Source organism: Bradyrhizobium sp. MI1.3 (assembly GCF_055811695.1).
In genome coordinates this window covers 21,226-33,349 of the sequence record NZ_JBVVPQ010000068.1, presented here as the reverse complement: position 1 = coordinate 33,349, position 12,124 = coordinate 21,226, and the positions used below count along the sequence as shown (strand labels likewise).

Genomic DNA, 12,124 nt, shown 5'->3' with positions numbered 1-12,124 from the left:
GCGCTGGCGGGCGTTGCGGCGGCCGGATCGATCTCTGCTCCGTCCGGCGGGCTTGCAGCGGCTGAGTGCCCGGATTTGCCGTGTTCCGCGCCGCCTGGTTCAGCCGTCGTCGCTGGCGCTTGCGCGGCTTCAGAAGCCGAAGCGTGATGCTCGACGCCATCGCCGGTGCCGTTGCCCGGTTTGCCCCCATCTTCTGTCGATCCCGTGCTTGCCGCCTTTGCAGATCCTGGCTCCGAAGCGTGTTGCGAGTTGCCGTGGCCCGCGCTGGCGGGCGTTGCGGCGGCCGGATCGATCTCTGCTCCGTCCGGCGGGCTTGCAGCGGCTGAGTGCCCGGATTTTCCGTGTTCCGCGCCGCTTGGTTCTGCCGTCGTCGCTGGTGGTTGCGCAGCGTCAGAAGCCGAAGCGTGATGATGATCGCCGCCATGGCCGCCATCATTGCCCTGTTTGGAGCCAGCTTCAGTTGATTCGGTAGCTGCCGCCTTTGCAGACCCTGGCTCCGATGCGTGCTGCGAGTTGTCGTGGCCCGCGCCGGCGGCCGTTGCGACGCCCGGATCGATCTCTGCTCCGTCCGGCGGGCTTGCAGCGGTTGAGTGCCCGGATTTGCCGTGTTCCGCGCCCGCTGGTTCTGCCTTCTGCGTTGCCCCTCCCGGAGCTTCCGAAGCCGATGCGTGATGCTCGGCGCCATTGTCGTCGCCCTTGCCCGGTTTGGAGCCAGCTTCAGTCGATTCGGTAGCTGCATCCTTTGCAGACCCTGGCTCTGAAGCGTGCTGCGAGTTGCCGTGCCCCGCGTTGTCGGCAGTTACGACGCTCGGTTGGCCGATCTCGTTGGGTGCAATCGACGAAACGCCGGTGCCCGTGTCGGTCGGGCCACTGTGCGACGTGACATTTGCGACTGCCGGCGCTGTGGCACTATGAGCAAGCTCGATGGATGATCCGTGAGCCGACGCGGCAGACGCACCATCGCTCTCTTCCGTTGCATCCGCGGACGGGTCCGTGGAGGTTTCGAACTTCGACGGCGTTCCCAAGCCGGTCCGGGTCTGCCCGAAATGGAAACCCGAGCCGTTATTGGCCAGAAGGGCCCAGGCTCCGGCCGTCCCGAGCGTGCTCTCGCCCCCTTCGATACTGGTCTGGACATGGTCCTTGCTCGAAACAGCCTCATCGGGTGCGGTCGCCGGTATCAGCGCGGCTTCGAGCTGCTCCAAAGTGGTCGCGACAGCCGCGCCATCTGGCTCGGAGACGACATCCGCCTCCGCAACGGCTACAATTCCCTCCAGATGAATTTCCAGCAAGCCGCGATCGCCGATATCAAGGATACGATCGGTCGCATTCACATAGACGATCGTTTCGTTGCTTGCGGAGTCGTAGACCCAGGCGAGTGTATGTGGCGGTATAGACTTGCTTGCCGCCGTCATATGCAGCCAAGCAAGCGCTCCGAAAGCCGCAAGATTGATCCTGCTCGACCCAGATGCGAAATCGAACACGGTGTCGGAAGCGGTCGACTTGGAATCGTTAGACACGGAATCGATCGGGGAGCGATAAACAATTTTTTCAACGTTGCCGCCCAAGTCGATACTGGCATCGTGACCAAGGTCCGCGCCAACGGGTTTATGGAGGTTGTCACTCGCATCGCCCGGGCCCTTTTGGCCCAGAGCGCCTTCCGCGACGTCGTCGTGTCCAGCGGTCGCAACGGCGGAAGACAGGCGGACATCGTGCGACAGGAAACCCGGGGCTGAGTTGTCGTCATGATTGGCGGCAGCATGGGTGATCGCGGCCAGTTTTGTGGTCGCACTCTCTTCAGTAACGGCCAGGATGCTGTCGATCGACGCTTCACGGAGGTCATGCGCCTGCGAGGCGAGATGGGGATCCTGCAGTGCGTAGATCAACGCACCGGCGAGAATAGCGAAGTTGCCATACCCGCCCTGCATCGACATCGCATTTGAAAGTAGCCGCGGGAATTGATGTTCCGGGGCCGGGTCAACTCCGACCTGTATGTCGTTTGCTGCTCGCGGCAAGAGCCCAGAAAGATCGGGCGTGCTCGATCCAGCAGGACCGTAGTGTGTCCAGGCTTTCGCGCCTCCGGATTGCTCGGCCGCGCGCAGCGCTTCCATTGCCGTCGCCGGGTTGGTGATTTGGGCGGCCTTGGCGAACAAGTCTCTCTGGGCGAGCGTGGGCGTCTCGCCGGATTCCCAGGCGATGAGGTGCCGGAGAATGCCTTTTTTCCAGGGCTCGTACGCGGCGTGCTCGTCCGCATGGCCGACGCCGTTCTGATCCGGAAAGATGTCGTTCGCTTCGGACGCCTTGAGTTCGTCCGCAATTGCCAACGCCAGAAACGCCAGGGAGAGCGCGGCCAGGCCGGAGGGGCGCTGCAGCAATGCGATGGTCGCGAGCACGGTCCTGTTGGTGATCTCAAGCTTTTGGAAAATATTGTACAAGTGGACTTTGACCGTCCCGTCGGAAACGTTGAGCTGGCGCGCGATCTCCTTGTTCGACAGTCCTTCCGACACCAGCCGTGCAATTTGACGTTCCCGTTGCGTCAACAGCTCCAGCATCTTTTCGACTTTGCCGTCGCCGTCCACCTCCTTGCCGGCTGCCGAGAGATCGGACTTCTCCAGTGCCACACCGCTCTTCGTCATCAGCCGCAGCGATCGCAGCATCGTGGCGGGAGAGGCATACTTGGAAATTGCGCTGCAGGCGCCGGCTGCGATGGCGGACGTCAGATCGTGGTCGGTGTCGGACTCGGTGAAGAACACCAGGCGCGTGGAGAGCTTCTCAGCTTTCACGATCGCGAGGATCTCGGGGGCCGTCAGATCCGGCACCTTGTCGGCAAGAAGCGCGACGTCGGGTGTCAGCTTTCGAATTGCTTCGAGGCAGCTTGTCCGATCGCTGGACGATGCGACAACGTCGAAGTCCGGCTGCGTCCCGAGAACCGACCTCAGTCCCTGCAAAACGATCGGCTGTGGATCGACGATCACAAGCCGGATGGGCTTGAGTATCCCCTGCCTGGCGGACGCGTCCAACATCGATCTTGCCCTCGGCCCGGTCCTCTATGTCGTTCGCCATATGGCCGTGCCCGGGTGGGATATTAAAATCAAAAAAGGCTCGGCAGTTCCAGAGCCTGAAGCAGATTTGGACGGCATGCGAGTGAAAAATATGTCCTTTGACCCGATGGCCGTTGCGGTTGACTGGCTTGATGCCTATCGCGCGGGCGATATCGAGGCGATCTTGGAGCTATATGCCGAAGATGCCGTTGTGCACTGCGGCTGCGCCGGTGTCCAAACCATTACCGGCCGCGAGGCACTTCGTGCCTATTGGGTCGATCGCCTCCGAAAATATCCGGCAGGCACGTTGGATGATCTCAATCCCTCGCAGAACGACCGCACCATTATCTCGTACGTCACCAGTGCTGGTGTGATGAGTGCACTTTTGGCGTTTGACGCCGCCGGCAGGATCAAGGAACTGGACTGCAGTCCCTCACACTAGACCTGCGGCGTAACCCCAACCCGCAGCGGGACACCTGGCGGCGTTAGATGAGCTGCCTCGCCGCTGCCGAAATCATCACCAGCCCGCCCGTGATCACCGCGACATCGAGGATCGCGGTGTGGATGTGCACCGGCATCCGCTCGACAAAGGCCTTGGCCAAGAACGCGCCGGGAATCGCGATGGCGCCGATCAGAAGTGCAAAGGCGAGCACCTGCGCGGTCACGGCGCCGGCCAGTCCAAACACCGAGATCTTGATGAGGCCGGTGCCGAGCGAGATCATGGCATCGGTCGCGATCACGGCGGCGCCCTCGAGGCCCGCGGCCATCAGCAGCGACAGCAGGATCACGCCGGAGCCGGAGGTGCCGCCGACCAGCGCGCCATAGCCGACCGAGCCTGCCGCAAGACCGGTGTCGCCGATCTTGACCTGGCGGCGGCGGAGCACACGGCGCAGCGGCACGCTCAGGATCAGCATGGAGCCGATCACGAGTGCCGCGCCCGCATTGGTCAGCCGCGTATAGCCGTAGGCGCCGAGCGCGGTCGTCAGTGCCGCGCAGGCCAGCACGATCAGCGCGCGGCGGCGATCGGCATAGCGGAGATAGGCGAGCGCGCGGCTGGAATTGGTGAAGATCGCGGAGATCGCGATGATCGGCACCACCGGCTCGGCGCCAACGAGAGGGACCAGCACCAGCGGCATCAAGGCGCCGGTGCCGTAGCCGGCGAGACCGCCGATGATCGAAGCAAACAACGCCATCAACGCGACCAGCAGGAGCTGAAAAATCGAGATGTCGGCGAAGCCTGAGACGATGGTCACGTTCTCTCATCGCGGCTGATTCGTGCCGCAGCTTGATCGGCGATGGAAGCGAGTGCGGCTTCATCTAGGGGAAAATCTGCCGCGAGCCAAGCGTCCTCGGCGAGCGTCAAGACATGTCCGAGCGCGGGTCCTTCCGCCATGCCGCGCGCGATGAAGTCGGCGGCGCGAAGCGGAAATTTCGGCGCAATCCAGCGCTGCGGCAGCTCGGCGAGCGCACGCCATCCAGACGAGCCGACGTCACCGCCGGCTCGCGCCCAGCCCAGCAACACGCGATCGTGATAGCGCTCCGCACCGAGCCGGTAGAGCAGCCGCCGCGCATCGGCTTCCCCCTTGGTGGCCAGGCGCCACCAGCGATGCCCCATCGAATCCAGCGCCTTGGTTTCCGCATTGGAGAGTCTCAGGCGCGTGGCGACGCGCTTGGCGTCTTCGGTCACCGCGACCGTCAGCGCGGCGAGCCGCCGCGTGCTGCTTGCGGTGAGGCCAAGCTCGCGCTCGATCGCGATCATCGCCGAGAGCGGCCCGGTATAGACGACGCCGCCGGTCAGCGCCTGCAGCAATCCGCCGTCCGCCATGGCGAGCGCGGCGGCAGAGGCGCCGCCGGCGACCAGCAGCTTCAGCGTCTCCATGCGCAGCCGCTCGGCCGAGAGGCTGGCAAGTCCGGCGCGGCCGCGGATGCAGGCGAGATAGCCGTCGCGGTCGGGATCGCCGGCACCGAAGGCGGCGTGGATGCGGAAGAAGCGCAGAATGCGCAGGAAATCCTCGGCGATGCGCTGGTCGGGATCGCCGATGAAGCGCACGCGCCGCGCGGCCGCATCCGCGATGCCTCCGACATAATCGTGGACGACGCCGTCAGCATCGACCGAGAGCCCGTTCATCGTGAAGTCGCGGCGCTCGGCGTCCTTCACCCAGTCGCGGCCGAACGCAACCTTGGCCTTGCGGCCGAACGTCTCGGTATCCTCGCGCAGCGTCGTGACTTCGTAAGGCTGGCTGTCGATGACGAGGGTGACCGTGCCGTGGTCGATGCCGGTCGGCACGGCCTTGATGCCGGCGCTCTTGGCGCGCCGCATCACCTCGTGCGGGAGCGCCGTGGTCGCGATGTCGATGTCGCCGGGCACGAGGCCGAGCAGCGCGTTGCGCACGGCGCCGCCGACAACCCGCGCCTCCTCGCCATCCGCATTGAGCAATTGCAGGACGCGCGCGGTCCCGCCCGAAATCAGCCAGGGCGCATCGGCGAGCATGGGCACCGCGCTCATCGGCCGGCCCTATCTTTCCACGCCCGGCACGAGCTTGCCGTTCTCGACATGGGCGGGGACATAGGTCGAATCCGGCGCAGCGCCGGAGTAATGCGCAAAGCCGATCAGCCCCGCGATCACCAGCACGAGCGCCGCCAGCATGAGACGCGCGACGATGGTGGTCGGCCAGGACGATTGCACGAACAGGCCGGAACGCGTGGCGGCCAGGAACAGCGCATAGACGGCAAAGGGAACGAGGAAGATTCCGATCTCGGTCAGGATCGGCCGGATCATGACGAATAGATCCGCTCGTAGAGCACACGCAGCATGCCGGCCGTCGCGCCCCAGATGTAGCGTTCGGCAAACGGCATCGCGTAATAGGACCGCTCCATGCCGCGGAATTCCTTGCTGTGCACCTGGTGGTTGGCCGGGTTCATCAGGAAGGATAGCGGCACTTCGAACGCATCATCAACCTCGGAATGGTTGATCGTCAGCTCAAAACCTGGGCGCACCCTGGCAACCGTCGGCAGGATGCGGAAGCCGAAGCCGGTGCCGTAGAGATCGAGATAGCCGATCGGCTCGACGAAGTCTCTGGACAGCCCGACCTCCTCCTCGGCCTCGCGCAGCGCCGCATCGAGCGGCGAGCGGTCGGTCGCGTCGATCTTGCCGCCGGGAAAGGCGATCTGGCCGGCATGGTCGTTCAGATGCGCCGACCGCTGCGTCAGGAGGATGGTCGGCTCGGGATGATCGACCACCGCGATCAGGACCGCCGCCGGCCGCACCGGCTGCTCGCGCGCGATGATCTCGAGCATCTTGTCGGTACCGGGATCGCCCGAGGCAGGAATGATGTTGGGATCGTAGAGACCGGGCGGAACGTCGAAGCCGAGCCGCGCGGAGGAGCGGGCGAAGAAATCGGCCGCACCGATCACGGCGGGATCGTTCCTGGAGATAGGCTTGTTCAAAGCGCGGCCCTCACCTGCTCCGCATCGGCCATGGCAAAGAATTCGCCGGCCGATTCGACACCGAACATCGGCTGGCCATCGACCATCCGCTCCTCACCCATGTCAACAAGATCGTAATAGAGCGCGCGGGTGACCTTGGCCCAGAGCTCGGCGCGGACGTGCAGATAGGGCGTCAGTCCGCCGCCCTCGCCCTGCTCGAAGCGCAGCCGGTGCGCCGCATCGCAGGTGACCCAGTCGTCGACATTGGTGCGGAAGCGGAGCACGCGATGGTTGGCCTCGCCGTCCTTCTGCATCTCGACCGCCATGAACGGCGCGTCGTCGACGCGAATGCCGACCTTCTCCACCGGAGTGACGAGGAAATGCTTGTCGCCTTCGCGCTTGAGGATAGTCGAGAACAGGCGAACCAAGGCATGACGGCCGATTGGCGTCCCCAAATAGAACCAAGTACCATCGGACGCGATTCGCATGTCGAGATCGCCGCAGAACGGCGGATTCCACAAATGCACCGGAGGCAGGCCCTTTTTGGCGCCTTCGGCATCGGCAGCAGTTTTGGCAGCGGCAGTCAGCCCCTCAAGACCGCGATCGGCGCTCTGCCCTTGGTTCGCCATGGTTTGCCCTGACTTTGTCATTTGGCACGATCGGTGCAAGTCTGAATTGTAAGTCTACGTTGTATGCCGGTGCACGGTTCCACCCCGGATTCATCCGGTGTGGAGGTCGCCACTTCGTGATGCCCTACATATCCCTAAGCCGATAAGGTGGGGATAGGTTAATTCAACGAATACATGGCCTTCCTGCAAGTCTAGCATAGGGCCCACGTCTTGAGTTGAGGACGTGACGACATGACGACGCAAGCGAGCTGCATGGCAGGCTGAAGGAGCTAACGGATGGCGGAGAGTGTCGAGAAGCTCGAAGACGGAATCGTCCGTTCGGCCGAGCAGGTGTCGAGCCAGATTCGCGCGGCGAAAGAGGCGATCGGCTCCGTCATCTTCGGTCAGGATCGCGTGATCGAGAACACGCTGGTCACGATCCTCTCCGGCGGCCATGCGCTGTTGATCGGCGTCCCCGGCCTCGCCAAGACCAAGCTGGTCGAGACGCTCGGCATCACCCTCGGCCTCGATGCCAAGCGCATCCAGTTCACGCCCGACCTGATGCCGTCGGACATTCTCGGCGCCGAAGTGCTCGACGAGAGCACCTCCGGCAAGCGTGCCTTCCGCTTCATCTCCGGCCCCGTGTTCGCGCAACTGCTGATGGCCGACGAGATCAACCGCGCCAGCCCGCGCACGCAGTCGGCGCTGCTGCAGGCGATGCAGGAGCAGCACATCACCGTTGCCGGCGCGCGTCACGATCTGCCGAAGCCGTTCCACGTGCTCGCCACGCAAAACCCGCTGGAGCAGGAAGGCACCTATCCGCTGCCTGAAGCCCAGCTCGACCGTTTCCTGATGGAGATCGACGTCGACTATCCCGACCGCGACGCCGAGCGCCGCATCCTGTTCGAAACCACCGGCGCTGACGAGACGCTGGCGAAGGGCGCGATGACACCTGACGCACTCATCACCGCGCAGCGACTGATCCGGCGCCTGCCGGTCGGCGATTCCGTGGTCGAGGCGATCCTGTCGCTGGTGCGCGCGGCCCGTCCGGGTCCGGACGGCGGCGACACCAGCAAATTCATCGCCTGGGGCCCGGGCCCGCGCGCCAGCCAATCGCTGATGCTCGCGGTGCGCGCACGCGCGCTGATCGACGGACGCCTCGCGCCTTCGATCGACGACGTGCTTGACCTCGCCGAGCCCGTGCTGAAGCACCGCATGGCGCTGACATTCCAGGCGCGCGCCGAAGGCCGCACGATTCCGGACGTGATCCGGCAATTGAAGACACGGATCGGTTGATGGCGGCGGAGAACGGGCACGCAGCAAAGGAAATCATCGCGATCCGACGTGCCGATGGCGAAAGCCGCACGCTCGCAGCTTCCTTGCCGCGCCTGGTGCTCGAGGCCCGCCGTATCGCCGCCAACGTCATTCACGGCCTGCACGGCCGCCGTCGCGCCGGCTCCGGCGAAAATTTCTGGCAGTACCGCCGCTTCGTCTCCGGCGAGCCGTCGCAGAACGTCGACTGGCGGCGATCGGCGCGCGACGATCTGCTCTATGTCCGCGAGCTCGAATGGGAAGCCTCGCACACGGTCTGGATCTGGCCCGACCGCTCGCCCTCGATGGCCTTCGCTTCAAAACAGGCGCGCGAATCCAAGCTCGAGCGGACGCTGATCGTCGCCTTCGCGCTGGCCGAGTTGCTCGTCTCCGGCGGCGAACGCGTCGGCATTCCCGGGCTGATGGCACCGACCGCGAGCCGCAGCGTCATCGACAAGATGGCGCAGGCGATGCTGCATGACGATGCCGACCGCTTGAGCCTGCCGCCGTCCTTCGTGCCCGCGGCGCTGGCCGAGACGATCGTGCTGTCGGACTTCTGGTCGCCGATCTCCGAGATCAGGACCACGCTCGGCGGCCTGTCCGGCTCCGGTGCGCATGGCACGCTCGTGCAGGTCGTCGATCCCGCCGAGGAATCATTCCCCTATTCCGGCCGCGTCGAGTTCGTCGAGCCAGAAGGGTTCGGCGTGATCACCGCCGGCCGCGCCGAGAGCTGGGCGCAGGATTACACCGCGCGGCTCGCGCTGCACCGCGACCAGATCCGCGCCGAGACCAACAAGCTCGACTGGCTGTTCACGACGCATGCGACCGACCGCTCGGCCGCCGAACTGCTGCTGTTCCTGCATGCCGGCATGCAGGTGAGCAAGTCGGGCGCCCGCACCACGACGATCAAGGCGGGGCCGGCAGCATGATGGGACTGCCGCTCGCCTTCACCGAACCGCTGCTCCTGATCGGCCTCGTCAGCCTGCCGGTGCTGTGGTGGCTGTTGCGGGTGATGCCGCCGCGGCCGCGCCGGATCGAGTTTCCGCCGACGCGCCTGCTGTTCGACATCGCACCGCGCGAAGAGACCCCGTCGCGGACGCCGTGGTGGCTGACCGCATTGCGGCTGCTGGCCGCGGCGCTGGTCATTTTCGCCGCCGCCGGCCCGATCTGGAATCCGCAAACAGGCGCGGCCGCCAGCAAGGCGCCGCTGATGATCATGTTCGACGACGGCTGGAGCGCGGCGTCCAACTGGGACATCAGGATCAGGGCCGCCGACGAATTGATCGCCAGTGCCGAGAACGACCGCCGCGCGATTGCGCTGGTGCCGCTGTCGGAGCCGAACCGCGATATCACCCTGATGCCGGCGGGCGCCGCGCGCGTCGCGTTGCGGCAGCTGACGCCAAAGCCGTACTCGATCGAGCGCGTCGAGACCCTGACCGCAATCGATCGCTTCCTGAAAGCGACCGGCGACTGCGAGATCGCCTGGCTCTCCGACAGCGTCGACACCGGTCGCGGCGAGGAATTCGTGGCTGGCCTCGGCAAGACCATCGGCGATCGCAGCCTGACCGTGTTCGAAGGCGGCACCTCGTCGCCCCTGGCCCTGGTCGCGGCCGAGAACGCCGCCGCCAAAATGACGGTGAAGGTGCGGCGCACCGACGGCGGCATCGCAATCGGCACCGTGCGCGCTCTGGACCAGAAAGCCTCGCCGATCGGCGAAGCGCGTTATTCGTTCGGCCCGCAGGATAAGGAAACCGAAGCGTCGTTCGATCTGCCGGTCGAGTTGCGCAACGACATCACGCGGCTGGAAATTGCCGGTGAGCGCTCCGCAGGCGCGGTGCAGCTGCTCGACAAGCGCTGGCGCCGCCGCGCCATCGGCATTGTCTCGGGCTCTACCAGCGAGACCGCGCAGCCGCTGCTGGCGCCGACCTTCTATCTCACACGCGCGCTGGCGCCGTTCGCCGACGTGCGGCTCGCCGACAAGGGCTCGCCGCAGCAGGGCATCACGCAGTTCCTCGACCAGAAGCTGCCGATGATCATCCTTGCCGATGTCGGCACCATCGCCCCTGAAATCCGCGAGCGTCTCAATGCCTGGATCGACCAGGGCGGCGTGCTGGTGCGGTTCGCCGGTCCGCGGCTGGCGCAGGCCGAGGACGATCTCGTCCCGGTCAAGCTGCGCAAGGGCGGCCGGACGCTCGGCGGCAGCCTGACCTGGGAAAAGCCGCAACATCTGGCCTCTTTTGCCGCCGACGGTCCTTTTGCCGGGGTCGTGGTCCCCAAGGACGTCACCATCAGCCGCCAGGTGCTGGCCGAGCCCGACGCCGTGCTCGCCACCAAGAGCTGGGCGTCGCTGGAAGACGGCACGCCGCTGGTGACGGGCGAGCATCGCGGCAAGGGCGTGGTCAGCCTGTTCCACGTCAGCGCCGACATGCGTTGGTCGGATCTGCCGATGTCGGGCACCTTCGTCGAAATCCTGCGCCGCGTCGTCGACATGTCCGGCTATACCGCCAAGCCGGGCGCAGGCGTTGCCACTGAAGGGACCGCCGAGACGGTGGCGCCGTTGCACATCCTCGACGGCTTCGGCGCCTTCGGCCCGCCGCCGGCTGCCGCCAAGCCGCTGCCCGCGGATTATCGCGACCGCGCCACACCCGATCATCCGCCGGGCTTCTATGGTCCGGCAGAAGGACCGCTCGCCGTGAACACGCTTGCCAGTGCCGACCGTATCGCAGCCCTGAACACCGCGAGCCTGCGCGCCCGGCGCGCCACCTACACCAACGCCGAGCCGCAGGACCTGCGCGGCTGGCTGCTGTCGACGGCGCTCGCGCTGTTCCTGATCGACGCCATCATCGTCGCGGTGCTCGGCGGCGGCCTTGCCGCGCTGCTGCGCCGCCGCGCCGCGCCCGCGATGATCGTCTTCGGACTTGTTCTCGCAGGCCTCGTCTCGCTCGTGCCGACGCCGTCGCACGCGGACAGCGCGTCCGACGAGTTCGCGATGAAGGCGGTGTCGCAGACCCGCCTCGCCTATGTCGTGACCGGCAATGCCGACGTCGATTCCATCGTCAGGGCCGGGCTGTCAGGATTGACGCTATTCCTGGCGCAGCGCACCGCGCTTGAGGCCGGCGATCCCGTCGGCATCGACCCGGCGCGCGACGAACTCGCTTTCTTCCCGCTGATCTATTGGCCGATCGTGCCGGGCGCGCCCAAGCCGTCGCGGGACGCCATCAACAAAATCGACGCCTACATGAAGCAGGGCGGCACCGTGCTGTTCGACACCCGCGACGCGGTCGAAGCGCCGCCCGGCGCGAACGGCGCCGCGCAGACCCCCGCCATGCAGACGCTCCGCGAGATCCTGTCCTCGCTCGACGTGCCCGAGCTGGAGCCGGTGCCGCGCGAGCACGTGCTGACCAAGACCTTCTTTCTCTTGCGCGACTTCCCCGGCCGCTTCACCACCGGCCAGACCTGGGTCGAGACCTTGCCGCGGGAAGACGACGACGACAGCGCGCAACGGCCCGCACGCGGCGGCGACGGCGTCTCACCGATCATCATCACCTCGAACGACCTTGCCGGCGCCTGGGCCGTGCGGCCCGACGGACAGGCCATGCTGCCGGTGACCGGCGGCGACCCCCGCCAGCGCGAATTCGCCTACCGCGCCGGCGCCAACATCGTGATGTACACGCTGACCGGCAACTACAAGGCCGACCAGGTGCACGCACCGGCGTTGATCGAACGACTGGGGCAATAGGA

At 65.8% G+C, this 12,124-nt stretch carries 10 protein-coding genes; 4 read left to right on the top strand and 6 right to left on the bottom strand.

The genetic code is table 11. The annotated features are described in order from the left end of the window. A partial coding sequence (locus tag AC0L3A_RS32670; protein ID WP_473255893.1) for a LuxR C-terminal-related transcriptional regulator occupies positions 1-3,020 on the bottom strand: 3,020 nt, incomplete at its 3' end. Between AC0L3A_RS32670 and AC0L3A_RS32665 the strand changes: the two genes are divergently transcribed. Continuing rightward, entirely contained in the window at positions 2,986-3,480 is a 495-nt protein-coding gene (locus AC0L3A_RS32665; RefSeq protein ID WP_245285914.1) for a nuclear transport factor 2 family protein, read from the top strand. The genes AC0L3A_RS32670 and AC0L3A_RS32665 overlap by 35 nt on opposite strands. A gap of 43 nt (positions 3,481-3,523) precedes the next feature. Here the strand turns inward: AC0L3A_RS32665 and AC0L3A_RS32660 are convergent, their stop codons facing one another. Genes AC0L3A_RS32660 through AC0L3A_RS32640 form a run of 5 tightly spaced genes read right to left on the bottom strand, consistent with a single transcriptional unit; the run spans position 3,524 to position 7,093 of the window. Continuing rightward, the gene (locus AC0L3A_RS32660; RefSeq protein WP_007595070.1) at positions 3,524-4,291 is read right to left on the bottom strand and encodes a sulfite exporter TauE/SafE family protein; all 768 of its coding nucleotides are present in this window, start codon (positions 4,289-4,291) and stop codon (positions 3,524-3,526) included. Beyond that, on the bottom strand, positions 4,288-5,544 hold the full coding sequence (locus AC0L3A_RS32655; protein ID WP_007595072.1) for a CCA tRNA nucleotidyltransferase: 1,257 nt from the start codon (positions 5,542-5,544) through the stop codon (positions 4,288-4,290). The genes AC0L3A_RS32660 and AC0L3A_RS32655 overlap by 4 nt, the downstream gene beginning before the upstream one ends. Positions 5,545-5,553: 9 nt before the next feature. Further along, positions 5,554-5,817 carry a DUF6111 family protein gene (locus AC0L3A_RS32650; protein WP_007595079.1) on the bottom strand — a complete coding sequence of 88 codons (264 nt, stop codon included), beginning with the start codon at positions 5,815-5,817 and terminating at the stop codon, positions 5,554-5,556. Beyond that, positions 5,814-6,485 (bottom strand): CoA pyrophosphatase, encoded by a 672-nt coding sequence (locus AC0L3A_RS32645; RefSeq protein ID WP_007595081.1) that lies wholly within the window; start codon positions 6,483-6,485, stop codon positions 5,814-5,816. Before AC0L3A_RS32645 ends, AC0L3A_RS32650 begins: the two co-directional genes overlap by 4 nt. Beyond that, entirely contained in the window at positions 6,482-7,093 is a 612-nt protein-coding gene (locus AC0L3A_RS32640; protein ID WP_007595082.1) for a DUF1285 domain-containing protein, read from the bottom strand. The genes AC0L3A_RS32645 and AC0L3A_RS32640 overlap by 4 nt, the downstream gene beginning before the upstream one ends. 276 nt (positions 7,094-7,369) lie before the next feature. Here AC0L3A_RS32640 and AC0L3A_RS32635 point away from each other — a divergent pair, with 276 nt between their 5' ends. Genes AC0L3A_RS32635 through AC0L3A_RS32625 form a run of 3 tightly spaced genes read left to right on the top strand, consistent with a single transcriptional unit; the run spans position 7,370 to position 12,122 of the window. Then, complete coding sequence (locus tag AC0L3A_RS32635; protein ID WP_007595083.1) at positions 7,370-8,368, top strand: AAA family ATPase; 999 nt, start codon at positions 7,370-7,372, stop codon at positions 8,366-8,368. Then, positions 8,368-9,312, top strand: a complete 945-nt coding sequence (locus AC0L3A_RS32630; RefSeq protein WP_007595084.1) for a DUF58 domain-containing protein — start codon at positions 8,368-8,370, stop codon at positions 9,310-9,312. The genes AC0L3A_RS32635 and AC0L3A_RS32630 overlap by 1 nt, the downstream gene beginning before the upstream one ends. Continuing rightward, entirely contained in the window at positions 9,309-12,122 is a 2,814-nt protein-coding gene (locus tag AC0L3A_RS32625) for a DUF4159 domain-containing protein (protein WP_473255892.1), read from the top strand. The genes AC0L3A_RS32630 and AC0L3A_RS32625 overlap by 4 nt, the downstream gene beginning before the upstream one ends. The last annotated feature ends 2 nt before the right edge of the window (positions 12,123-12,124 follow it).